Annotated in this window: 26 protein-coding genes; 20 read left to right on the top strand and 6 right to left on the bottom strand. The window is 52.7% G+C overall.

What is annotated here, in order from left to right; all coding sequences use genetic code 11:
• The first annotated feature begins 36 nt into the window (after window positions 1–36).
• The 5 genes from ACR9YC_RS09190 (at window position 37) to ACR9YC_RS09170 (ending at window position 4,961) form a co-directional block, all read left to right on the top strand.
• Window positions 37–1,218 carry an acyl-CoA dehydrogenase family protein gene (locus ACR9YC_RS09190; RefSeq protein ID WP_438726660.1) on the top strand — a complete coding sequence of 394 codons (1,182 nt, stop codon included), beginning with the start codon at window positions 37–39 and terminating at the stop codon, window positions 1,216–1,218.
• Window positions 1,219–1,300: 82 nt separating this feature from the next.
• Entirely contained in the window at window positions 1,301–2,437 is a 1,137-nt protein-coding gene (locus ACR9YC_RS09185; RefSeq protein ID WP_438726657.1) for an acyl-CoA dehydrogenase family protein, read from the top strand.
• A gap of 113 nt (window positions 2,438–2,550) precedes the next feature.
• Window positions 2,551–3,348 (top strand): SDR family oxidoreductase, encoded by a 798-nt coding sequence (locus tag ACR9YC_RS09180; protein WP_438726654.1) that lies wholly within the window; start codon window positions 2,551–2,553, stop codon window positions 3,346–3,348.
• A gap of 100 nt (window positions 3,349–3,448) precedes the next feature.
• Window positions 3,449–4,156 carry a type III secretion system chaperone gene (locus tag ACR9YC_RS09175; RefSeq protein WP_438726651.1) on the top strand — a complete coding sequence of 236 codons (708 nt, stop codon included), beginning with the start codon at window positions 3,449–3,451 and terminating at the stop codon, window positions 4,154–4,156.
• Window positions 4,157–4,268: 112 nt separating this feature from the next.
• On the top strand, window positions 4,269–4,961 hold the full coding sequence (locus tag ACR9YC_RS09170; RefSeq protein ID WP_438726649.1) for a DUF4197 domain-containing protein: 693 nt from the start codon (window positions 4,269–4,271) through the stop codon (window positions 4,959–4,961).
• A gap of 65 nt (window positions 4,962–5,026) precedes the next feature.
• Here ACR9YC_RS09170 and gmk read toward each other — a convergent pair whose 3' ends face one another.
• The 3 genes from gmk to ACR9YC_RS09155 are packed head-to-tail and all read right to left on the bottom strand — an operon-like array spanning window position 5,027 to window position 6,688.
• Window positions 5,027–5,692, bottom strand: a complete 666-nt coding sequence (gene gmk / locus ACR9YC_RS09165; RefSeq protein ID WP_438726646.1) for a guanylate kinase — start codon at window positions 5,690–5,692, stop codon at window positions 5,027–5,029.
• A 30-nt stretch (window positions 5,693–5,722) separates the two neighbouring features.
• Complete coding sequence (locus tag ACR9YC_RS09160; RefSeq protein WP_438726643.1) at window positions 5,723–6,181, bottom strand: hypothetical protein; 459 nt, start codon at window positions 6,179–6,181, stop codon at window positions 5,723–5,725.
• A 15-nt stretch (window positions 6,182–6,196) separates the two neighbouring features.
• Complete coding sequence (locus ACR9YC_RS09155; protein WP_438726640.1) at window positions 6,197–6,688, bottom strand: SspB family protein; 492 nt, start codon at window positions 6,686–6,688, stop codon at window positions 6,197–6,199.
• Between the two features lie 109 nt (window positions 6,689–6,797).
• Between ACR9YC_RS09155 and hisB the strand changes: the two genes are divergently transcribed.
• From hisB to ACR9YC_RS09125, 6 genes are read left to right on the top strand one after another with little or no spacing between them, the layout of a single operon-like run.
• Entirely contained in the window at window positions 6,798–7,385 is a 588-nt protein-coding gene (gene hisB / locus ACR9YC_RS09150) for an imidazoleglycerol-phosphate dehydratase HisB (RefSeq protein WP_438726637.1), read from the top strand.
• Between the two features lie 8 nt (window positions 7,386–7,393).
• Complete coding sequence (gene hisH, locus ACR9YC_RS09145; protein WP_438726634.1) at window positions 7,394–8,011, top strand: imidazole glycerol phosphate synthase subunit HisH; 618 nt, start codon at window positions 7,394–7,396, stop codon at window positions 8,009–8,011.
• The gene (gene hisA / locus ACR9YC_RS09140; protein ID WP_438726631.1) at window positions 8,008–8,733 is read left to right on the top strand and encodes a 1-(5-phosphoribosyl)-5-[(5-phosphoribosylamino)methylideneamino]imidazole-4-carboxamide isomerase; all 726 of its coding nucleotides are present in this window, start codon (window positions 8,008–8,010) and stop codon (window positions 8,731–8,733) included. Before hisH ends, hisA begins: the two co-directional genes overlap by 4 nt.
• Window positions 8,734–9,519, top strand: a complete 786-nt coding sequence (gene hisF, locus ACR9YC_RS09135; RefSeq protein WP_438726628.1) for an imidazole glycerol phosphate synthase subunit HisF — start codon at window positions 8,734–8,736, stop codon at window positions 9,517–9,519.
• Window positions 9,520–9,531: 12 nt separating this feature from the next.
• A complete protein-coding gene (locus tag ACR9YC_RS09130; protein ID WP_438726625.1) occupies window positions 9,532–9,855 on the top strand; it encodes a phosphoribosyl-ATP diphosphatase in 324 nt (107 codons plus the stop codon).
• A 24-nt stretch (window positions 9,856–9,879) separates the two neighbouring features.
• Window positions 9,880–10,260 carry a histidine triad nucleotide-binding protein gene (locus tag ACR9YC_RS09125; protein ID WP_438726622.1) on the top strand — a complete coding sequence of 127 codons (381 nt, stop codon included), beginning with the start codon at window positions 9,880–9,882 and terminating at the stop codon, window positions 10,258–10,260.
• A gap of 15 nt (window positions 10,261–10,275) precedes the next feature.
• Here ACR9YC_RS09125 and ACR9YC_RS09120 read toward each other — a convergent pair whose 3' ends face one another.
• Window positions 10,276–11,505 (bottom strand): multidrug effflux MFS transporter, encoded by a 1,230-nt coding sequence (locus tag ACR9YC_RS09120; RefSeq protein ID WP_438726619.1) that lies wholly within the window; start codon window positions 11,503–11,505, stop codon window positions 10,276–10,278.
• A 65-nt stretch (window positions 11,506–11,570) separates the two neighbouring features.
• On the opposite strand from ACR9YC_RS09120, the gene dinB reads away from it, so the two are divergent.
• Complete coding sequence (dinB, locus tag ACR9YC_RS09115) at window positions 11,571–12,740, top strand: DNA polymerase IV (RefSeq protein ID WP_438726616.1); 1,170 nt, start codon at window positions 11,571–11,573, stop codon at window positions 12,738–12,740.
• Between the two features lie 192 nt (window positions 12,741–12,932).
• Entirely contained in the window at window positions 12,933–14,402 is a 1,470-nt protein-coding gene (locus ACR9YC_RS09110) for a Y-family DNA polymerase (protein WP_438726613.1), read from the top strand.
• A gap of 12 nt (window positions 14,403–14,414) precedes the next feature.
• Here the strand turns inward: ACR9YC_RS09110 and ACR9YC_RS09105 are convergent, their stop codons facing one another.
• Window positions 14,415–14,903 (bottom strand): NUDIX domain-containing protein, encoded by a 489-nt coding sequence (locus tag ACR9YC_RS09105; RefSeq protein WP_438726610.1) that lies wholly within the window; start codon window positions 14,901–14,903, stop codon window positions 14,415–14,417.
• 240 nt (window positions 14,904–15,143) lie between these two features.
• On the opposite strand from ACR9YC_RS09105, the gene ppsR reads away from it, so the two are divergent.
• The 5 genes from ppsR (at window position 15,144) to ACR9YC_RS09080 (ending at window position 21,576) form a co-directional block, all read left to right on the top strand.
• Window positions 15,144–16,499, top strand: a complete 1,356-nt coding sequence (gene ppsR / locus ACR9YC_RS09100) for a transcriptional regulator PpsR (protein ID WP_438726607.1) — start codon at window positions 15,144–15,146, stop codon at window positions 16,497–16,499.
• 39 nt (window positions 16,500–16,538) lie between these two features.
• Window positions 16,539–18,494 (top strand): beta-galactosidase, encoded by a 1,956-nt coding sequence (locus tag ACR9YC_RS09095; protein WP_438726604.1) that lies wholly within the window; start codon window positions 16,539–16,541, stop codon window positions 18,492–18,494.
• 110 nt (window positions 18,495–18,604) lie between these two features.
• The gene (locus tag ACR9YC_RS09090; RefSeq protein WP_438726601.1) at window positions 18,605–19,684 is read left to right on the top strand and encodes a Gfo/Idh/MocA family protein; all 1,080 of its coding nucleotides are present in this window, start codon (window positions 18,605–18,607) and stop codon (window positions 19,682–19,684) included.
• Window positions 19,685–19,693: 9 nt separating this feature from the next.
• Window positions 19,694–20,647, top strand: a complete 954-nt coding sequence (locus tag ACR9YC_RS09085; protein ID WP_438726598.1) for an aldo/keto reductase — start codon at window positions 19,694–19,696, stop codon at window positions 20,645–20,647.
• A gap of 8 nt (window positions 20,648–20,655) precedes the next feature.
• Window positions 20,656–21,576, top strand: a complete 921-nt coding sequence (locus ACR9YC_RS09080) for a TauD/TfdA family dioxygenase (RefSeq protein ID WP_438726595.1) — start codon at window positions 20,656–20,658, stop codon at window positions 21,574–21,576.
• A 13-nt stretch (window positions 21,577–21,589) separates the two neighbouring features.
• Here the strand turns inward: ACR9YC_RS09080 and ACR9YC_RS09075 are convergent, their stop codons facing one another.
• Window positions 21,590–23,317: a solute:sodium symporter family transporter gene (locus tag ACR9YC_RS09075; RefSeq protein WP_438726592.1), complete on the bottom strand. Its 1,728-nt coding sequence runs from the start codon at window positions 23,315–23,317 to the stop codon at window positions 21,590–21,592.
• Window positions 23,318–23,552: 235 nt separating this feature from the next.
• Here ACR9YC_RS09075 and relB point away from each other — a divergent pair, with 235 nt between their 5' ends.
• Together relB and ACR9YC_RS09065 are read left to right on the top strand one after the other, a co-directional pair.
• Window positions 23,553–23,765, top strand: coding sequence for a type II toxin-antitoxin system RelB family antitoxin (gene relB / locus ACR9YC_RS09070; RefSeq protein ID WP_438726589.1), 213 nt, complete (start codon window positions 23,553–23,555; stop codon window positions 23,763–23,765).
• Window positions 23,766–23,778: 13 nt separating this feature from the next.
• Window positions 23,779–24,033 (top strand): type II toxin-antitoxin system RelE family toxin, encoded by a 255-nt coding sequence (locus ACR9YC_RS09065; protein ID WP_438726586.1) that lies wholly within the window; start codon window positions 23,779–23,781, stop codon window positions 24,031–24,033.

Here is a 24,033-nt window from a genome sequence, read left to right as displayed (position 1 = left end):
TTAAAGACGCAACCCGTTATTGAGAGGATAAGGATCATGACAGATCTGGATAGTTTTCGCAGTGAGACCCGCGCATGGCTTGAGGCAAATTGCCCTGAAGAAATGCGCCAACCGATAAAGGGCGAAGACGACGTTTATTGGGGTGGCCGCAACGCAACCTTCAAAAGTGACGCGCAGAAATCATGGTTTGAGGCCTGTCTGGCCAAAGGCTATACCGTGCCAGAATGGCCAAAAGAATATGGCGGCGCAGGTCTTTCCCCGGCAGAGGGCAAAATATTGCGTCAAGAAATGGGGCGTATCAAAGCCCGCTCTCCATTGCAGAGCTTTGGCATTTGGATGCTTGGTCCCGCATTGCTGCACTTTGGTACCGAAGAGCAAAAGGTGCATTATCTGGGGCAAATTGCACGCGGTGAAATCCGCTGGTGCCAAGGTTATTCAGAGCCTGGCTCTGGTTCCGATCTGGTCAGCTTGCAAACATTTGGTGAAGATAAGGGCGACCATTGGGTTGTGAATGGCCAGAAAATCTGGACCAGCTATGCCGATAAATGCGACTGGATTTTCTGTCTGGTGCGGACCAACAAGGAAGACAAATATCGCGGTATTTCTTTCTTGCTGTTTGATATGGAAACACCGGGCGTTACCACTAAGCCTATCAAATTGATTTCAGGCAACTCACCATTTTGTGAGACATTTTTTGATAATGTCACCGTGCCTAAAGACCAGATTGTCGGCGAATTGAACCGCGGCTGGGATGTTGCAAAATATCTGCTGGGGCATGAGCGTGAAATGATCTCTGGCGGCGGCTTGGGCGATGGTTCTGCATCACTGGGCGGCAAGGTGAAGCCTGAAATTGGCAGCAATGCGCTGGGCCAGCTAGACGACCCGATGCTGCGCGCTGATCTGGCGCATTTTGATGTCGATGTGCTGGCGTTCAAAGCGATGGCAGAGAAATTTGTCGATGAAATGAAGGCGAAGAAAAGCCATCCTGCACAGCCCAATATGATGAAATATGCTGGCACAGAGCTGAACAAGCGCCGGCATGAGCTGGTTATGGCATCTGGCGGTTCGGACGCGCTGGAATGGGAAAGCGAAGGATCGCATCACGGCGCCAAACCGCGCACATGGCTGCGTACCAAGGCGAACAGCATTGAAGGTGGCACCAGCGAAGTGATGCTGAACGTCATTTCCAAACGTATTCTCGAACTTCCCGGCGCATAAGCCGAGACGACAATAATAATGACGACGGACGCCCATGCCATTGCATGGCGGTCTGTCGCTTCCAGCATATCGGAGAGATATTATGGCTATGTATTTGAATGATGACCAATCAGCATTGCAAGATAGCGTGCGTGATTTTGTGTCAACCGAAGCCCCTGTGTCCCATCTGCGCGGATTGCGTGATGCAAAGGATGAGGACGGGTTTAGCCGCAAGCTATGGCAGCAATTTGCCGAAATGGGATTTAACGGCATCTTGGTGAGCGAAGATGAGGATGGTCTGGGCATGGGCCATCTTGAAGCAGGTATTGTGCTTGAAGAAATTGGCCGCAACCTGACGCCATCACCTTTTTTAACGACATCGGTTGCTGGTGTTGCGGCCCTGAATGCCGGCGGCAAGCATTTGCGCGACAAATATATTCCGGGCATTTTGGCCGGTGAGACGATATTGGGTCTGGCCATTGAAGAAGGGCCAAAGCACCGTCCTGACAAAATCGCGATGGAAGCAACCCGTTCGGGCAATGGCTTTAAACTTAATGGCCGCAAATCCTTTGTCATTCATGGCGCATCTGCCGATGCCCTTATCGTTGCTGCGCGCACTGCGGGCAGCGCAGGTGATGAAGAGGGCGTGACTCTGTTCATGGTGGACCGTGATACGGCTGGTCTTTCGGCTGAATCTGCACGTCTTGTCGATAATGGGCAGGCCGCCGCTGTGACTTTTAACGGTGTCGAGGTTGATGCCGATGCAGTCATCGGTGAAGTCGATCAAGGACAGGCCGTGCTGACCGCATTGCTGCAAGCCGGACGCACGGGCGCTGCTGCTGAAATGGTGGGTGTTGGCGCTGGCGCTATGGATATGACGGTTGATTATCTGAAACAGCGTAAACAATTTGGCCAGATGATTGGCGAATTTCAGGCGCTGCAACACCGCGCTTCGCATCTTTATTCTGAAATGGAGATTGCGCGCGCTGCGGTTATGAAGGCGCAGCAATTGCTGGATGAAGGCAATGCGGGTGCAGATGTCATGGTATCCGTCGCCAAAGCCAAAGCAGGGCGCACAGCCAATTTGGCCGTGCGTGAAGGTGTGCAGATGCATGGCGGCATCGGCATGACCGATGAATATGATATCGGCTTTTATATGAAGCGTGACCGCGCATTGAGCGAATTTATGGGTGATGCCAATTATCACGCCAATCGCGTTGCCGAACTGAACGGTTATTAAACGGCTATGGCCCCTTGCCCTATTGGATGAGGGGCCAGTCAAGACCTGATCTACCGCGCCCAATTTAAGAGCGAGATATATCGCGAGTTAGCGGTTTTACTGGAGATATGAGCATGGACGTACAAAAACTTTTCTCGCTAGAAGGACGTATAGCGATTGTAACCGGCGGTTCGCGCGGCATTGGTAAGATGATTGCACAAGGCTATATTGCGGCTGGTGCGAAGGTATATATCACCGCGCGTAAAGCCGAAGTATGCGACGCAACAGCGGCTGAATTGGGCGACAATTGCATTTCCCTGCCAGGCGATCTGTCCAGCATCGAAGGCGCGCGCGCTTTTGCTGAACGCTTTGCAGAGCATGAAGATCGACTGGACATTTTGGTCAATAATGCAGGCGCTGCCTGGGGCGCAGAATTTCATGATTTCCCGGAAGTTGGTTGGGACAAGGTTATGGACCTGAACGTGAAATCACCTTTCTTTCTGACACAGGCATTGCATAAATCTTTGAAGGCTGCGGCAACCAAGACTGAGCCAGCCAAGGTTATCAATATCTCGTCCATTGATGGCATGCGGGTAAACCCATGGGAGACCTATAGCTATCAGGCATCCAAGGCGGCATTGATCCAGCTGACCAAGCGTATGGCGGTGCGGTTGTTGAACGATAATGTGATTGTCACCGGCATAGCCCCGGGCGCTTTCCCGTCAGAAATGAACAAAGCGGCCCGTGATGCAGAGGAATTGGTGGCGCGCACTATTCCGTCCAAACGTGTCGGCAAGACCGAAGATATGGCCGCGGCGGCAATCTATTTGGCCAGCCGTGCAGGCGATTATGTGGTGGGCACCACTATTCCCGTCGATGGCGGCATAGTGAACGCTTTTGCGCCAAGGTGGCTTGATCTTGAAGGGAATTAAGCGCGCAGCCTAAAAGTCGTTCACTTTTGGTAACAAAATGGCTTGCTCTTGCGAATAATTCAAAGGAACTTTCTGTTCCTCTTCGTAAAAGGAATCCAACATGACCAAAACCCGTTCTCTCATTGCTGTTGCACTTCTTTCATCATGCCTCGCGCTGCCAATGAGCGGCGGCGCATTTGCCATGCAAGAGCAGAACGATGAGCAGCCACCGCTTGACGACTTTTCTGATGTCCAGCGCGAACTGGAAGGTCAAGCCAACGCGTCTGATGATGACGAAGCTGTGAATGAAGCGCCGGCCGAACAGGAAAGCGAAGCAGAGCCTGATGCAGATTCTATCGTCGCGCGTTCAGAGCAGGGTCTGGCACGTATAGCCAAGGTTATTGAACGGGTAGATGAAGACGCCACACGGGATGGCAATAATTGGCAATTGAGTATCGACGATACACAGATTCTGGTCATCACGGACGTTAATGCTGGCCGTATGCGGATTATGACCCCTATTTCTACCGTTGAGGACTTGCCTGAAGGTGCTTTGCTACGGTTATTGCAGGCCAATTTTGATAGCGCCCTTGATGCACGTTACGCCGTTGCGCAAGACTTGGTTTGGGGGACGTTCATTCACCCTTTACCGTCATTGACGGAGCGTGATTTTGCCTCTGGTTTATTACAGACAAAAACCGTTGCCGACACATTTGGCACCACCTTCTCCAGCGGCGCCATCACTTTTGGCGGCGGTGATAGCAACGCCATTATCAGTGATCAGCTTGAAGAGCTTTTGAAAGAGCTTGAGAAAGAAAATGCAATCTGATTAGAGGCTATAAAAGCGCTGCTTTTGGCGCTTTGAAAGAGATTTTACGCCTAAAAGATCGCAAATCTCGTGAAAATCGTGCATAATAGGTCAAGAAATGAGAGGATCTATTATGATTATACGCACCCTGATTACTGCTTCTTTGACCGCTACGGCGCTATCTGGCTTGGCTTTGCAACCTGTTGCGATCGCTGCGACTGCCCCGCTTGTGCAAGGGTTTTCGGTAAAGGGTGCGCTTGCAGGCGCGTCTGATTCCGCACTGGACAAATTGTCAGCACCTGGCGCTTTTTACGATGATAAAGCAGTGCGTGTATTGCTTCCCGGCCCGCTCAGAAAAGCGAGCAAAATCCTGCGCTTCACCAGCAATGCAGGACTGACCAAAGATATTACCAAAAATATCAATAAGGCAGCCGGACTGGCCGCCCAAGAGGCAAAACCGATATTCCGCTCGGCCATTGATGGCCTGACATTGCAGAGCGGTGTTGGCATTGCGACAGGCGGCAAGACCGCTGCAACAGATTATCTGCGCTCGACATCGGGCACAGAATTGCGCACCAAGATGCGCCCGCTTATCACGGCCGCGCTGACCGAAGTGGGCGTGTATGACCAAATGTCAAAATTGCAGTCATTGGGCCCTGTGGCGTCGCTTGCCGGCGGCGATATTAGTGCAGATGGGATAACCGATAGCGTGACCGATCAGGCAATGGACGGCATATTTAATTATATCGGCCGCGAAGAAGCCAATTTCCGCAAAAACCCGCTCGACAAAGGCAAAGGCGCTTTGGGCAAAATCTTCGGCGGTTAATGGGAAACATATGTGGCAGGGCGGTCTTTGGTCGCTCCGCCATTATGCGTTTTCAACAAAATGCTTTAATCTGGCGGAGTTAGATCCCGCACGAAATCAATCAATCCTGTTTGACGTGCACGGCGCATTCTCTCTGCGTGCAAAATCTCGCAGACCTTATCAAAACAAGCATCCACATCATCATTGATGACAACAAAATCATAACCATCCCAATGGCTGATTTCGCTTTTTGCTTTTGCCATACGCCGATTGATAACCTCTTCGCTATCGGTTCCGCGTTTGCGCAGACGTTCATTTAGCTGTTCTATGGACGGGGGCAAGATAAAGACTCTGACGACATCACCTTCTGCGCGCTGGTAAAGTTGCTGAGTGCCTTGCCAATCAATATCAAACAAAAAGTCCTTACCGTCTTTCAGGCCCTGTTTAATCGCAGATTTCGGGGTGCCATATTTATGGTCAAACACATGGGCCCATTCCAATAAGGCATTGTCATCAACAAGTGCCTGAAACTCGGCATCATCTATAAAATGATAGTCTACGCCATCAAGCTCTCCCTCACGCGGGGGGCGGGTTGTTACGGAAACAGACAGGCTGATATCCTCATCACTTTCCAATATCATACGGGCGATGGTTGATTTGCCTGCGCCCGATGGTGATGACAGGATGAAGAGCAAGCCGCGACGATGTAGCTCGTCCTGATTGATGGCGCTAAATAATGGGTTACTGGTCATAAGCCTATTGGCCGCAACCATATGGTGAGGTCAAGTCTTGCCCTGACCCTTTGCTAAAGATTTCGCATCGGGGGCGGCATCGCTGTTATCCGCTATCTGTGTATCAGGCGCATCTGTCTCTGCGCCATTAGCCTGTGCCGATTTTTCCTTACGGCTGTCATACCAGTTTTTTGCCAGAAACCCTGCTCCAAGCAAAAGAGCGCCCGGCATGGATTTGCGCGCTAGCTGTGTCGAGGCAAAGGCAATGACGGTGTTGCTCAAACCATTTTTGGCACCCTGTTTCTGAGCGGCTGAAATTACCAATCCAGAAACCAGGCTGTGCAGTAACGGGTCATTAAGAGCCGCCTTAGCCGCAGATAATAAGGGTTTGTCCTTTTTAGGGGCATCGCTCACTTCGGTCTTATTGTCAGCATTTGCAAGAGATTGCGGCCGAGACTTTTTCTCAGGCGGTGCCGATTTGGGGCTGGAAGATGTTGGTTTGCGTGCCAATGGCAGTGTCAGCCGTTACTTTTTGCGACCGAAATCCACCGTTACCACGTTGGAGTCGCCGCCGTTCTTGCCATCATCACTGCTTTGCGCTGGATGGTCGTTTTCGGCCTCTTCATGGGGTTCCGGTTCGCTCTCTGCCTCTGTAGCCTGAAATTGCAGGCCAAAATCCACCGCAGGGTCAACAAATGCCGTAACCGCCGCATAAGGAATGAACAGATCAGCCGGTATTTGGTTAAAACTTAGCCCAACAGAAAAATGCTCTTCCTCCACTTTAAGGTCCCAATATTTGTTTTGCAGGACGATGGTCATCTCGTCAGGAAAACGCTCCATCAAATGCTTGGGTATCGAAACACCGGGTGCATGGGTTTTGAACGTGATATAAAAATGATGCTCACCAGGCAGACCTTCCTGGCCAATAGTGCGCAGCACCCGGCCAATAACCGCGCGTAAAGCGTTCTGGACGATTTCGTCATAAGGAATCAGGCTATCGGGTGTATCATCGCTCATAATGTAAAAATGAACTCTAGTTGCGGCTGGGTCAAGAAGATTGCAGTCAATTGCCGATAATCTCTCTACAGGCTTGCGTCTTAATGCTCCGCAATTATAGGAGGCACTTATGAGAACAGCCACTATCAGCCGCACCACCAAGGAAACCGATATTCAGATTGCCGTCAATCTGGATGGGACAGGACAATATGATGTCAGCACTGGCATCGGCTTTCTGGACCATATGGTGGAGCAGTTTTCGCGCCATTCGCTAATTGATCTGACGTGTAAGATCAAAGGCGATTTGCATGTTGACCAGCATCACACCACGGAAGACAGCGCGCTGGCTATCGGGCAGGCTATAGCGGAGGCATTGGGCGATAAAGCGGGCATCGTGCGCTATGGCAGCGCTTATTCACCAATGGATGAGACATTGAGCCGCGTTGCCGTTGATATTTCCGGGCGTCCTTATCTGGTGTGGAAAGCCGCTTTCAGTCAGCCACGCCTTGGTGAGATGGATACCGAACTGATTGAACATTGGTTCCATTCGGTTGCGCAAACGGCGGGTCTGACTCTGCATATCGAATTGCTATATGGGCAGAATAACCACCATATTGCCGAGAGTATTTATAAGGGTTTTGCCCGCGCAATGCGTCAGGCAGTCGATATCGACCCGCGCAAAGGCAATGCCATACCCAGCACCAAGGGCGTGCTGTAGGGCTGCATATGGGCGAACGCATCGCTCTTATTGATTATGGCGCGGGCAATTTGCGCTCCGTCCACAATGCCTTACGGGCAGTGGGTGCGGCCCCTGATGTGACCGCTGATCCCAAAGCTGTGATGGCGGCTGACCGTATCATACTGCCCGGCGTTGGCGCATTTGCCGCATGTTATAATGGACTGGCCGCAATTGACGGCATGATCGCGGCGTTGGAACAGCGCGTACGTAGCGATGCCGTGCCTTTTTTGGGTATTTGTGTTGGTATGCAGCTATTGGCCGATACCGGAATTGAATATGGCACGCATAAGGGGCTGGGCTGGATTGGCGGCACGGTCGGCGCCATTGCGCCATCGCCTGATATCAAGGTGCCACATATGGGTTGGAATGATGTTGAGCCGGTTGCCGAGCATCCGGTGCTGGTGGCGGGTGAAGCCTATTTTCTGCATGGCTATCATTTTGCCGCGCGCGACAAAAGCGATGTTGCCGCGGTGACGGATCATGGCGGCGCTTTGACCGCGGCCATTGCCCGAGACAATATTATTGGCGTGCAATTTCACCCCGAAAAGAGCCAAAGCTATGGGCTTGATCTGCTGAGCCGCTTTCTTGAATGGAACCCGACATGATTGTTTTCCCCGCAATTGACTTAAAAGGCGGTGAGGTTGTCCGTCTGGCTGAAGGCGATATGGAGCGCGCCACCGTTTATGGTGATAACCCTGCTGCGCAGGCATTGCTGTTTGCCGAAGCAGGGGCAGAACATTTGCATGTGGTGGATCTGGATGGTGCCTTTGCCGGTGAAGCGCGCAATGCCGATGCGGTGAAAGCCATTATTGCTGCCTTTCCCGGCTATGTTCAACTGGGCGGGGGCATTCGTGATCGCAAGGCGGTGGAAGGATGGTTTGATCTGGGCGTTGCGCGCATTGTTATCGGTACGGCGGCATTGAAAGACCCGGAATTTGTCCGCGATATGGCACGCGCATTTGAAGGCGGCATTGTTGTCGCCGTTGACGCGCGAGACGGTTTTGTCGCGACTGAGGGCTGGGCTGATGTCTCGGATATCTCCGTGCATGATATGGCCCGCCGCTTTGAGGATGCGGGCGTTGCCTCTTTGCTGTTTACCGATGTGGGGCGCGATGGCTTGCTGAAAGGCTGTAATATTGATGCGACGGTGGAGCTTGCGCGGCGCTGTGATATTCCGGTCATTGCCAGTGGCGGGGTCAAAGGACTGGATGACATCCACTTGCTCTCACTCCACGCGAATGAGGGGATTGAGGGCGTTATCACTGGCCGTGCACTGTATGATGGACGGCTCGATCTCGCGACCGCGATAGCGATGGCAAACAGGTAAATGACCGTTCGCACGCGTATCATTCCCTGTCTTGATGTGGCCAATGGCCGTGTGGTCAAGGGTGTGAATTTTATAGATTTGGTCGATGCGGGTGATCCGGTTGAGCAGGCACAGGCCTATGATGCGGCTGGCGCGGATGAGCTGTGTTTTCTCGATATCACCGCTAGCCATGAAGCGCGTGATACGATTATTGATGTGGTTATGCGCACGGCGGAGGTTTGTTTCATGCCGCTGACCGTTGGCGGCGGTGTGCGCAGTGCAGATGATGCGCGCGCTTTGTTATTGGCCGGGGCGGACAAGGTGGCGGTGAACAGTGCAGCCGTATCTAACCCGCAAGTGATCGCTGATATTGCTAGCCGCTTTGGCAGCCAGTGCATCGTTGGCTCTATTGATGCGCGCGCACGGGCGGATGGCTCCGGCTGGGAAATCTTCACCCATGGCGGACGCAAGCCAACGGGCATTGATGCGATGGACCATGCCGAAACATTGGTGCGCAATGGTGCGGGCGAATTGCTGGTCACCAGTATGGACCGTGATGGCACCCGTATCGGTTATGATCTGGAACTGATCGACGCGATGGTGAAAAATTTTGATGTGCCAGTGATCGCCAGTGGCGGCGTCGGTAATTTGGACCATCTGGTTGAAGGTGCCGTCAAAGGCGGCGCGAGTGCGGTTTTGGCCGCGTCCATTTTCCATTTTGGGGAGGCCAGCATAGCTGAGGCCCATGCCGCACTTGCTGCTGCTGGCTGTGCAGTGCGTTCCCCTATAATATCACGTGCTGCATGAAGGGCCAACGCTATGAGCAATGACATTATCACCCAGTTGGAAGCGATTATAGCCGAGCGGCGCAGCGCTGATCCATCCTCCAGCTATGTCGCCAGCCTGACCAGTAAAGGCCGCCAGAAAATGGCGCAAAAGCTAGGCGAGGAGGCGGTAGAAGCTGTTATCGCGGCGACGGCTGATGATGCTGAGAATATGACCGGCGAAGCGGCTGATCTGGTGTTTCACTTGCTGGTTTTGCTGGCCGATATGGGCCTGGAGTGGCAGGATGTGCTGAATGAACTGGCGCGGCGTGAGGGCGTGTCCGGCTTGGAAGAAAAAGCCAGTCGTACCAGCAAGTAACAGCGCATAAGCAGGAGAGACTATATGGCGATTGATGCTACCCAGCCTTATGATGACAGCAATATTTTCGCGGCCATCCTGCGCGGGGAAATCCCTAATAAGACGGTATATGAAGATGAGTTTGCGCTCGCCTTTCATGATATCAATCCGCAGGCGCCGCTGCACATATTGGTCATTCCTAAAGGCGCTTATGTCAGCTGGGATGATTTTTCTGCGCGCGCCGATGCTGAAGAGATTGCCGGATTTGTGCGCGCCATTGGCCATGTTGCCCGCACGCATGATCTGGTTGCACCAGGCTATCGCTTATTGGCCAATATTGGCGCAAATGGTGGGCAGGAAGTGCCGCATCTGCATGTGCATCTGTTTGGTGGCAAGCGTATGGGGCCGATGCTGATGCAGCGTTAGGCGCGTGCCGCTGTGTTATTGCGGGGCATTGGGGCGCGTAAACAATATGCCGCGTTCGCTCCATGACACGGCCAATAAAGCGGCCAACCCGGCAAGCAAAAATCCAGTGACCATAGGCATCGCGGTGCCATTAAAAAACTGTCCGATCAGCGCCCCGACACCGGCCCCCAATAATGTGCGCACAAATGTCTGAAAAGATGAAGCAGAGCCAGCAACATTGCCAAAAGGCTGCATGGCGATGGAAGAGAAATTTGCGCCGGTAAAGCCCATCATGGCCATGTTCGTACTGGCCAGCAAAAGAAACAGCGGCATATTGCTCGGCGCAAAGCTGGCCGCAGCAATTTGCGCCAGTGAGAGCGCGATAAAGGCCAATAAAGCGCTGTGCGAAACGCGGCGTGCGCCAAATCTCTCAACAATGCGGGAATTAACGAAGCTGGAAATCGCCAAGCCTATGGCCACTGCCGCAAAGGCGATGGGAAAGATATCGACTGCATCAAACACATCTGCAAAAATCTGTTGGGAGCTGTTGAGGAAACCGAACAACGCCCCGAAGATCAATCCGCTGCCCAAAACATAGCCCGTTGCTGCGCGGTGGATGATAACCCGTCCCCATGTTTTGGTCAGAGCGCTAATAGCCATGGGTCTGACGCTGTCTGCATCCCGCGTTTCCGGCAGGCGTATCCAGCCCCACAGCATCACTATGCCGCCGGCAATCGCAAATGCCCCGAAAATCCAGCGCCACCCCGCCACATATAAGATGGCCTGGCCTATGCTGGGCGCGACAACCGGCATGGCCATGAAGACGATAAAGATCATCGACATGATTTTGGCCATTTCATCGCCAACAAACCGGTCACGCACAATAGAGGTGGTCAACACGCCAATGGCGGCAGTGCCAAAGCCCTGAGCAAAGCGCAGGGCCAAAAGCATCGGGAAGCTGGTCGATAAGGCGCATAGCAGTGCGAAAACGACATAAATACCGATACCAAGAAACAATATCGGGCGGCGGCCATAACGGTCTGATAAAGGGCCATAGACCAGCGAGCCAATGCCCATAGCGGCGAGATAGACCGAAATGACATATTGCCGGTCATTTGCCTGTGCCACATCAAAAGCCGCGCCGATGGCGGGAAAGGCAGGCAGCATGGCATCAATGGCCAGTGCATTAAGCGCCATCATTGCTGCCATCATTGCGACAAATTCGCGCGGGCCAGGGCCAGCACTTTTGGTTATATCTTTGTGCATGCCGGTTCCTATGGGGACAGATGGTAGCAATTGCCATTTATTTATACAGGGCATATCTGGTAATAATGGCAGGCTCGGTAAATGATCATGAATTGGCGAATGGTGGTGATGGTGAAGCCATTGAGGATGATGCCGCGCCCTCTGCTCGCAAGATTATCCATGTTGATATGGATGCCTTTTTTGCCAGTGTCGAACAGCGCGATCATCCTGAATTACGGGGTAAGCCTGTCGCTGTGGGCGGATCGTCAAAGCGCGGTGTGGTTGCTGCAGCCAGCTATGAGGCACGCAAATTCGGCGTAAAGTCCGCCATGCCTTCGGTCACTGCAGCGCGGCGCTGTCCCGATCTAATTTTCGTGAAACATCGCTTTGACGTGTACAAACAAGTGTCGGGCCAGATACGCGAGATTTTCCATCGCCATACAGATCTGGTTGAGCCATTATCATTGGACGAGGCTTATCTGGATGTCACGCAGGATAAACAGGGCATTGGTCTGGCAACAAGCATTGCGCAGATGATCCGCGATGATATTCGCGCAGAAACCGGTCTGACGGCCAGTGCGGGGGTATCGTATAACAAATTCATCGCCAAAATAGCCTCTGACCAGAATAAGCCTGATGGCATGTGCGTCATTCGCCCGGAACAGGGGCTGGATTTTGTGGCGGGGCTTGCGGTGCGCCGTTTCCATGGTGTCGGCCCGCGCACTGGTGAAAAGATGGCGGCGCTGGGCATTGCGACAGGGGCAGATATTCGCGCGCAATCGCTGGATTTTTTGCAAGAGCATTTCGGCAAATTTGCTGGCTATTTATACCACGCGGCGCGCGGTATTGATAACCGCCCGGTCAAACCGCATCGCCAGCGAAAATCCGTGGGCGGGGAGCGAACATACAACGAAGATATCCACCAGGCCGAAGCCTTGCACACCGCTTTGGATGAGATTGTCCGCATTGTCTGGGAACGGATAGAGCGCAATGAAGCGCAGGGCCGCACCGTCACGCTCAAAGCAAAATATAGCGATTTCCAACAGGTCACGCGGTCACGCTCGCTGGAAACCCTTGTGCAAGATCGCGCTGAATTTGCCGCTATTGGTCATGATCTGCTCGACCAATTGATCCCGGTACGCGCTGGCGTGCGCTTGCTGGGCCTGACACTGGCCTCATTGGTGGGTGATGACGATGGTGATGCGCCCGATAAACAGGCGGTGCAAAAACCCGTGCAACAGGATTTCGGGTTTTAGGCACCGCGGTCAGCGCATGGTTGAGAGGCGTGGTTCGACAAGCTCACCACTAGCGGTTTGCGTTTCGGGCATGTGACCAAATCCCGCCAGCCCTGAGCCTGTCGAAGGGCATGTCTCAGCCCGCCACTAATACACCAAATCAGCGCACCATAAAAAACTTGCGCATCAGGCATATGTTCCTATTATGTTCTCATGCCCGAATCGCAATATCCGCCTGCGCCTGATGCGCCGCCTATTGGCGACCCTGATTGCCCCATTGATTCCGGGGGCGGGGATAATCTTGATGATGTTCAGGCTGGTGATTTTGCGCGCTATGATTATGGCCTGCGCTATCTGTTTATCGATTTCAACGCCTATTTTGCCAGTGTTGAGCAGCATGATGACGCGTATATTTTTGGTAAGCCAGTGATCGTTATCCCCTTGGATTCCGCCCATACCAGCGCAATTGCGGTGAGTTATGAGGCCAAGGCTATGGGCATTAGGCGCGGCACATCTCTGGTTGAGGCGCGGTCTATCTGCCCTGATATTGCCGTTCGCGTGGCACGCCATGACCGATATGTGGAAATGCACCACCTATTGTTGGCGGAAATTGAAAATCACGTGCCAATTTTGCGGGTCTGTTCGATTGATGAATGTGTGTGCCGGTTAAACCCCGAAGAAATGGAACCTGCACCGGCCAAGGCTTTGGCACAGCGTATCAAGCAGGGGTTATATAGCAATGTCGGGCCTGCCATGCGCTGCTCTATCGGGCTGGCGCCGAGCACATTGCTGGCTAAGCTGGCAGGCGAACTGCATAAACCTGATGGCCTGACCGCAATTCAAAGTGGTGAATTGCCAATGGCTTTGGCGGATATTCCATTGGGAGATATTCCAGGCGTGGGCAATGGCGTGTCACGGCGGCTGGAACGTGCCGGCATAAGGCGGTTTGAACAGCTCTGGAATCTCGCACCAAAACAGGCACGCGCCATTTGGGGTTCGGTCGCTGGGGAGCGGTTTATTTATGCGCTAAAAGGCTATGATGTACCCGAGGGGCCACCGCCGAAAAAGGCGATGATTGGGCATAGTCGCCGCCTTTCCGGCCCGCATCGTCAGCGCGAAGGCGCGCGTATAGTGGGCCGGGCGTTATTGCTAAAAGCTGCAAGTCGATTGCGACATTATGGCCTTTATGCATCGTCGCTGAGCGTTAGTGTAAAGCTCTATCCCGAGGGACGAATAGGGCGTGAGGCACGGTTTCGGGCTTCGCGCAACAGTTGGCGATTTATGCAGGAGTTTCAATCGCTTTGGGATGATATTTCCCATATGCTCAATGCCATGGGAAAGTCACAATGCGCGTTCTCGCAAGTGTCGGTCCATCTGCACGGCCTGTCTGATCAACCACCAGAGGCTGATCTGTTCATTGATGAAGATGTCGATATTACTGACCATTTACAGGCGCGTTTATGGGGCCGTATTGATGGGTTGAACCGGCGCTATGGCATGAAGACGATTATGCCGGCATCGCAAATGGGGCTTGATCTTAATTATCTGGGGGTAAAAATAGCCTTTAGCCGCGTTCCGGAGGCAGCGGAATTTGCTGACCGGCCCGATGATGTCCGTGCGCGCTTGGCTGGGGCAAAGCATCATAGAGGTTTGCGCGAAAATGCGGGGCGCTCTCTCTATTAATGCGGCGCAGACTTACCAATGCGCCTGAATTTCTGCTCGGCCTGTTGCTTCAGCTATGCGTCGGCGAGAGGCTGCAGACACATTAGCTGGTAATTGATCCAAAGCTATAAATCGGGCCTCGATAATCTCTTTCCCATCAATAACCGGTTCGTCCCGCGTGGTTGCGGTAAAGACCGAAATTGTGTTTTTTGCGCCTTTGCTATCATCAAAATATTTGCCAAGAAAAACAATATCTTCGGCGCTGCACTGTACTTCTTCCTGTAACTCGCGAATGGCAGCTATATGCGCATCCTCATGGCGTCCAACACCGCCACCGGGCAGCATATAGAGATCACTGCGCCCATAGCTGTGTCTGATCAGAAGAACCTCGCCAGCTGGATTAAACACCACCAGCTTTGCGCCAAAGACGTTGGGTTTGAATATCCGCCAATAGAGCGAACGCCCGGTCTGGGCACAGCGATATGCGATATGGAAAAATGGGCTAAAAATATTTGCAGACATAAGCTCTGTTAGCAGTCTTGGGACCAATACAAAATGTTATAATGCTGACAGGGTTACGTATCAACCGTGATGATTTGGGCGCGTAATGATATTGACCTTATAGCTCTCAGTTTTTATGGGTTAGCGCCTTATTCACCGCTATTCCCAACTCGAGTAAGCCCAATACCGATATTCAACCATCAATGGACCCCCTTCACATTGGAGGATGCAATCTTCACAGGCAGCAGCCGTGAGAATGTTATGTCACTTGCGTATAATGCGGGTGATTTTCTGTTGGCGATTGATAGTGATGGTGTAATTCGTGATGTCAGCGGCCTAGCGGATTATATGGATTGGCTGAACAGTCTGCGTGATAAACCGATGGTAGAGACTGTGCTGCCAGATAGTCTTGAGAAAGTGGCTAATCTGAACGCTGTTTCACAAATCAAACCGCATCAGGAACGCCATATCAATCACTATGGCAAGGATGGTGCTTTTCCAGTCAGTTACCGCTTCATGGCGCTGGAAGACGATGATTGGTTGCTGGCCATTGGTAAGGATTTGCGAGAGCTTGCCGATCTGCAGCAACGCACATTGATGGCGCAGCAAGTTATCGAACGTGATTATATACATTTGCGTCAGACAGAATCCCGCTATCGCATATTGTTTCAATCCATTGCGTCGCCAACACTGATTATCAATGTGAAATCACGCATTATCGAACAGGCCAATACTGCATGTGAGAATGTTTTTGGCGTGGACGTCAGATCGCTTGCGAAAAAGGATTTTCTGGACCTGTTTGATACCCCGTCCCAACATGCTCTTTTGGGCTATTTTGGTGCCGTAACAGTTAGCGATTCAGTGCCGCCTATCGGTTTGATGTTGGCACCGTCTCGGGGGTATTCCGGCATGCAGGAAGTCCGGCTTGCCGCCAAAGTGTTCCGTCAGGAAAAAGACGCGTATTTTTTGGTGACATTGAGCAGCGACATGCGCGCAGAAAAGCCAAGGGCGGAAGGTAATTTGGTCGAAGCTATGGTCGAACAACTGCCAGATAGCTTCGTACTCACAGATGAAAATCTGAATATTTGCTACGCCAATCCAGAATTTGTGATGTTGCTCAACGCCTATTCGGCAGAGCAGTTAAACGGTATGACGCTTGAACAATTTGTCGGGCGTCCTGCCATTGACCTCAACCTGTTAAGGCGAGAGGTTGATGGTAATGGAAGTGTGCGCAATTTTGCGTCGATTGTTCATGATGTAAATGGTCAGATCGAACAGGTCGAAATCTCCGCTGCGGTTATTGAGGGGGAAAAACCCGTTTACGCCTTTTCCATGCGCAATGTCGGGCGGCGTGAGCGGGATCTGTCTCCTACCGTGCGGTCAGAATTGCAGTCAGTGGATCAGTTGACCGGTCTTGTCGGGCGCAAGTCGCTAAAGGAAATTGTCCGCGAGAGCACCGATCTTATTGAGAACATGTGCATACAGGCGGCATTGAAACACACTGCGGATAACCGCGCAAATGCAGCAGAGATATTGGGTGTAAGTCGCCAAAGCCTCTATTCAAAGATGCGGCTTTATGGTCTGGGTAATAAAGAAGAAGACCAAAGCGCCGATTAAGCCGCAAAATATCAACACATATTATAAGGCCCGTAACTTATGAAATTGGGTTGTTGCTATTATCCCGAACATTGGCCTGAAACCCTTTGGACTGGCGATGCCGCGCAAATGGCTGACTTAGGCCTGTCTCTGGTGCGGATCGGTGAATTTGCATGGAGCCGCATTGAGCCAGAGCCAGGCCGTTATGATTGGGCATGGTTGGACCGCGCGGTTGAGACTCTGCGTAATGCTGGTCTGCAGATTATTATGGGCACCCCCACGGCAACCCCGCCCAAATGGCTGGTCGATAGCATGCCCGATATGCTGGCAATTGATTTGGATGGCAAGCCGCGCAAATTTGGCTCTCGTCGCCATTATTGTTTTTCGCATAAGGGCTATCGCGCAGAATGTGCGCGTATCGTTGCGGCAATGGCGGAGCGTTATGGCGAACATCCGGCCATTGCAGCATGGCAAACAGACAATGAATATGGCTGTCACGACACCGTATTGAGCATATCCGATGCCGCGGCGGAGGGGTTTAGGCAGTGGCTAGCGGATCGCTATACGACTATTGCCGCATTAAACACGGCCTGGGGCAATGTCTTTTGGTCAATGGAATATCGCGATTTTGCCGAGATTGACCCGCCATTTCTGACCGTTACAGAAGCGCATCCCGCGCATGTGCTGGATTATCGGCGCTTTGCATCTGATGAAGTGGCGGCGTTTAATGCGCTGCAAGTGGATATTATCCGCAGTGCCTCTCCCGGGCGCGATGTGCTGCATAACTTCATGGGCTTCTATAATGATTTTGACCATCACAAGCTGAGCAAAGATCTCGATCTAGCGACATGGGACAGTTACCCGCTCGGCTTTTTGGAGCAATTCTGGTTCAGTGATGAGGAGAAAGCGGCCTATACGCGGCAAGGGCATCCTGACATTGCGGCCTATCACCATGATTTATATCGCGGCATGTGCAGCGGCGCAAATGCGCGCCGATGGGGCGTGATGGAGCAACAGCCCGGACCCGTAAATTGGGCCAAATGGAACCCGGCACCTCTGCCCGGCATGGTGCGTTTATGGAGCTGGGAAGCAGCAGCGCATGGCGCAGAATTCTGCTCTTATTTCCGTTGGCGGCAAGTGCCTTTTGCACAAGAACAAATGCATGCGGGTTTGCTGCGCCCTGATAGCCAGCCTGCACCGGGCTTTGACGAAGTGCAGCAAATAGCGCAGGAATTAGACAATATTGATCTGCGTGATAATGCTCAGGCGTCAGTCGCCCTCATTTTTAGCTATGATGCTGACTGGATGGTGCGCACACAGCCGCAAGGTGCTGATTTTCGTTATGACGAACTCACCTTCCGTTGGTACAGCGCATTGCGGCAATTGGGGCTGGATGTCGATATCGTCAGCACGCAAGCACCGCTGGATGGGTATAAGCTGATTGTTGCACCGACATTGCCGCATATGGATGCCCAATTGATCGAAAGGCTGAAAGAGCTGGACGCGACGATATTGTTCGGGCCGCGGACGGGCTCAAAAAGCGAAAACCTCTCCATTCCAGACCAGCATGGCCTGGCGTTTATGGACCTGCATGTTGAACGTGTGGAGAGTTTGCGCCCGGGCCTGAAAGAGGGATTGCCAAATAGCGATCTGACTGTTGAGCGCTGGATGGAGGATGCGGGCAACGGACTGGAAAGCAATTACACATTAGCGGATGGGCGCAATCTGCTGATCAGGCAGCTCAATTTTCATTATTGTGCCGGATGGCCCGATAACGACCTGTTGCGGGTAATTATGCGCGATATGGCAGTGATGGCGGGTCTAAAGGTCTATGACCTGCCGTCAGCTCTGCGCATCAGTCAGAGATCGGGCAAAATATTTGCATTCAACTATGGCACCGAGGCATTGGACCTCTCCGCAACATTCCCGCAATTAATGGGGACGGATTTGCTGATCGGCAACATTATATTGCCGCCAGCGGGGGTCGCGATATGGAAGGCTGAGCGAGACAGCTAATATTTGCCAGCAAATAGTTTTGTGCGCTTGTAAAGCGGTGCAATATCAGCAAAGAACGGCGCTCTAGGCGATGTCATCATCGCGATGAAACAGATAGGGTCACGCACAATATGCGCTATGCGATAATCGGGTCCGGCATGATGGGGCAAGAGCATATGCGCAATCTTGCGCTGCTGCCCAATGCCGAATTGGTGGCGATTGCCGATAGTGACGCCGGAATGCGCGATAAAGCCGCTGCGCTGGCTGCGCAGCTAGGGCAGGCAATCACTGTATTTGAAGATGGCGAAGCCATGCTGCAGGCGGAAATGCTGGACGCTGTGATTATCGCGGCGCCCAACCACACCCATTATGATATTGTCACCAAAGTCATGGCGTATGGCCCCGCCATATTGTTGGAAAAACCCATGTGCACAGTCGCAGAGGATGCGATTGCGCTGGAGCAACAGGTACGGGGTTATGCGCCTTTATTCTGGGTCGGCATGGAATATCGCTACATGCCGCCGGTTGCGCGCTTTATAGAACGGACACATCAAGGCCATGTAGGCGCGGCCAAAATGCTGATGATCCGGGAGCATCGCTTTCCTTTTTTGGAGAAAGTGGGCGATTGGAACCGCTTTAACCGCAATAGCGGCGGCACTTTTGTTGAGAAATGCTGCCACTTTTTTGATCTGATGCGCACCATTTTGCGTGATGAGCCAGTGCGCATATTCGCCAGTGGCGGCCAGGATGTGAACCATCTTGATGAGCGTTATGATGGCGAAACGCCCGATATATTGGATAATGGCTTTGTGCTGATTGATTTTGCTGGCGGTGCGCGGGCGGTGCTGGACCTGTGCATGTTTGCAGAAGGCGCTGAACAGCAGGAAGATATTTCGCTCATCGGTGATATGGCCAAGCTGGAAGTGCAAATTCCCTCGGCTAAGGTTACCTATTCGCCGCGATCGTGCAAAGCTGATGGCACTGGCCGGGCAGTCGAGCAGATCGATACGCCTGCCGATGCACTGGCGGCAGGGGATCATCATGGCGCAACCTATTTTCAATTGCGCGCCTTTCACGATGCGCTGGTCAATGGCGGCGCGGCTGTGGTTGACGCACTGGACGGGCTTAGGGCCGTGCAAATGGGTCTCGCGGCTCAGGAATCTATCGCTACCGGTTTGCCGGTGACGCTCAACTTTGCTGAAAAGGCATAAGGACAATTTATGCAGACTATTCCCCCTATTGGTTTCGGTTTCTGGAAAGTGGCACCGGAAGATTGCGCCGAAACGCTGAGCAATGCGCTGGACGCTGGCTATCGCCATTTCGATTTTGCCGCAGATTATGGCAATGAACATGCGCTTGGCCCTGCGCTCAGCGAAGCCATTGCCAGCGGCAAGGTGAAGCGTGAAGAATTGTGGATCACATCGAAATTGTGGAACACCTTTCATGCGCCGGAACATGTCGAACTGGCGTGCCGCAAAACATTGGGTGATTTGCAGCTCGATTATCTCGATCTGTATCTGATCCACTTTCCCATTGCGCTGGAATTTGTGCCGATTGAAACGCGCTATCCCCCCGAATGGCTTTACGATCCAGAGGCGGACAATGCGAAGATGCATCTGGCAAAAGTGCCCTTGCACGCGACATGGGGCGCAATGGAGCAATTGGTTGCCAAAGGCCTGACGCGCCAGATTGGCGTTTGCAATTATAATAGCGGCCTGTTGCACGATCTGATGCGCTATGCCGATATTTTACCGTCAATGCTGCAAATAGAGGCGCATCCTTATCTGACCAATGAGAAGCTGATACATTTGGCCAAAGATTATGGGCTGGCCGTAACGGCCTTTTCACCGCTTGGCGCGCCATCCTATGTTGAAATCGGCATGGCGGGTGAGGGTGATGGCGTGCTGGATGAAGCGGTTGTGAAAGCCGCCGCCGCTGCGCATGGTAAAACAGCAGCGCAGATTGTGCTGCGCTGGGGCATTCAGCGCGGCACGGCGGTTATTCCCAAAACTGTGAAGCCGCAGCGCATGGCAGAGAATATCGCGCTGAATGACTTTGCATTGAGCGATGATGAAATGGCGGCGATTAGCGGCCTTAACCAAAATCGCCGGTTTAATGATCCGGGCGTCTTTACAGAGGCAGCCTTTAACACTTTCCACCCGATTTATGATTGAGCAAAATAATGGCAGATAGCGAATTTCCGGCCATAATATTGGCCAGTGGCAGCACTGATCTTGCTGGCTATATTGCGGTCAATAAAGCGCAGATAGATGAACAGCTAGGCGCAGTTGGGGCCGTGCTGTTGCGCGGCTTTGCGGTGCCGGATGCCCCGGCATTTGATGCCGCCGTGCAAAGCTATGGCGCGGACAATTTTGCTTATGCAGAGTCGCTTTCCAATGCAGTGCGCGTCAATGTGACGCAGCGGGTGTTCACCGCGAATGAAGCGCCGCCGGAAACCAGCATCTATCTGCATCATGAAATGGCGCAGACGCCGATTTATCCGTCAAAATTGTTCTTTTATTGCGAAATCGCGCCCAGTGAAGGCGGCGCAACACCGATTTGCCGCTCCGATATATTGCTGGACCGGATGGCAATAGAAACACCAGAGCTGTTAGAGGCTTTTGCCACTAAGGGCGTGCGCTACACCAATGTCATGCCGGCCGATAATGACGCCGGTTCAGGGCAGGGGCGCAGCTGGAAAAGCACGCTGAATGCGGAGACCAAAGACGCTGCCGAGGCCCGACTTGCCAAGCTGGGCTATACGCATGAATGGCTGGATAATGGCAGCCTGCGCGCGACCACACCGGTTTTGCCCGCCGTGCGCCAATTGGCCGATGGTCGCCGGTCATTTTTTAACCAGCTGATTGCGGCGTTTCGCGGCTGGAGCGATAGCCGCAATACGGCCCATAAATCGGTCAGTTTTGGTGATGATATGCCGATCACGGGCGCGGATATGGAACCGGTCATCGCGCTATCCGATGCGCTGACCTATGATCTGCAATGGCAGGCTGGCGATGTGGCCTTGCTGGACAATTATCTGGTCATGCACGGGCGGCGACCCTTTGCTGGCAAAAGGCGCGTTCTGGCCTCCTTGGTGGCTTAACCACCTAAATCCGCTAGCCCTGAGCTTGTCGAAGGGTGTTTCTCCGCTCGCGCTGTCCAGCCATAAACCAGATCATCACATTACCGACCAACAGCGCGGCATTGCAGATATAGAATATAGCCCCGAACTCCCCACTGCGTGCTAGCCCTATGGGTGAGAAGAGCAGATAGAGCGCAACCATGCAGGAAAAGAGCGTTATCGCTAAGGGCCGCGCATAGGGCCAAGGCGTAAGGTCAACCTGTTCATTGCGGGTGAATGTCCATGCGGTTGCGCGCGGAGTCAGCACGCCGCACGCCAGCATGATGCCAACCTCTATCACGAACAGCACCGCATATTGGTGGATGAAATGCAGCGTTATCACATCATCATAAACAAAGCGCAGCAAGGCATAAGTGATGACATGAAATATAATCACCAGCTTGGCCGCCAGAGCAGGTACACGGGCAGTGAACAGCCCGACAATCACGATGACGATGGTGGGGATATTATAAAAGCCGGTAAATTTGCGGATCACTTGCCATAATCCATCGGGTGAGAAATAGAGCAAGGGCGCGATGCAAAAGGAGATAAGCGCGATGACAAGGCTGGCCAGCTTTGCAGTCCGCACCAGCGACTGTTCACTTGGCAGATTTTTGCACATCGGCGCATAGATATCGAGCGCGAACAGAGTGGCCGCGCTGTTGAGCAAAGAATTGAACGAACTAAACACCGCGCCCAACAGCACCGCGAGAAAAAAGCCGGCCATCCATATTGGCAAGACATCACGGATCAGCTGCGGGTAAGCCTGGTCAAAACTGGAGAGGCCCGGGCCATAAAGATGAAAGGCGATTACGCCCGGGATCATCATCATAAACGGCACCAGCAGTTTAAAAAAGCCAGAGAAAAGCACACCCTTTTGCCCTTCGGCCAGTGATGCCGCACCCAATGTGCGTTGAATGACATATTGATTGGTGCACCAATAGAATAAATTGGCGAAAATCATGCCGGTAAATAGCGTGCCAAAGGGGGTGGGGGCATCGCTTGCGCCAATGGCGTTCAGCTTGTCCGGATGATCGGTTAATAGCCTCTCCATGCCAGCGCCAAAATCACCACCGCCCAGCGCCATCAGGCCCAATACCGGCACCAGCACGCCGATGATCAGCAAGCCAATACCGTTTAATGTATCCGACACCGCAACGGCTTTCAGTCCGCCAAATATGGCATACAGCGAACCGATAAAACCGATGCCGATAATGGTGATGATGAGGGTCGGGAAATATTCCAACCCCAATGCACTGGGCAGATCAAAAAGCTGAATAACCGCAAGGGAGCCGGAATAGAGCACCGATGGTATGGTGATCAGCCCATAGCCCAACATGAAGAGCAGCACGGAGAGCCGGCGTACATCTTCGTCAAAGCGGCTGGCCAGAAATTCGGGTAGGGTGGTAAAAGCACCCGCCAGATAGCGCGGCAAAAAGATCAGCGCCATGGCAATGGTCGCCACAGCGGCTGTGACTTCCCATGCCATGCTTGTCATGTTGAAGCGATAGGCAGAGCCATTAAGGCCAATCAGCTGTTCAGCCGATAGGTTGGTGAGCAATAATGATCCGGCAATAAAAGTCGCGCCAAGGCCGCGGCCAGCGAGAAAATACCCGTCCTTACTGTCAACCTCACCACGCGTTTTGCGCCAACTTATATACGCGACAATCCCCATGAAAAACACGCAGGATAAAATGGTGAGAAGAGCATTGGCACCAGACATTAAGGCGGGTTAGCAGGTGGATATGGGGTTGAACAGTCTCTGTTACGACTATGCCGATAAGCCCCGTGATATGCCGATGATCCTCATTCGCGAGAAAGCGGGAAACTAGCGCGGGCCTATTCCTAATTCACACTGGATCTCCGCCTACGCGGGGATGACATTGGTTCAAGACCGACCTCTTAAAGCTGGCCTTAGCAGTAAATTTGCTATATGTGTATAGCAGAGGAGAATATTTATGCTTGCGATACGGCTGGATGAAGCATTGGAAAAACGGCTGGCAGCACTGGCAGAGAAGACCGGGCGTACCAAAACCTTTTATGCGCGAAAGGCGATAGAGGCGCATTTAGAGGAAATGGAAGACTATTTCCTTGCTGAGGAGCGGATGGCCGATTTCCGGCAAGATGATGCGGTTTCTCTAAACGATATAAAGGCTGATCTTGGCCTCTGAAACGCCCAGATGGATGATAGAGTTCACACCGCAAGCGGCGAAGGAATTAAAGAAGCTGGGCAAACCGGTTGCAGCACGCATTATCAAAGTGCTGGAAGAACGCATCGCCAAGTTGGATGATCCACGCGATTTGGGCAAACCACTGGTTGGTGATTGGTCAGGTTATTGGCGATGGCGCATAGGTGACTATCGTATTATCGCGAAAATCGAGGATGAGCGCGTCGTTATTGTGGTTGTCCGCATAGCGCACCGCAAAGGGGTTTATTGA

The organism is Parasphingorhabdus sp. DH2-15, from assembly GCF_051668705.1.
In the GTDB taxonomy this organism is placed as follows: domain Bacteria; phylum Pseudomonadota; class Alphaproteobacteria; order Sphingomonadales; family Sphingomonadaceae; genus Alterisphingorhabdus.
The sequence above is the reverse complement of the archived record's forward strand: the minus strand, read 5'-3'. Positions and strand labels throughout refer to the sequence as shown.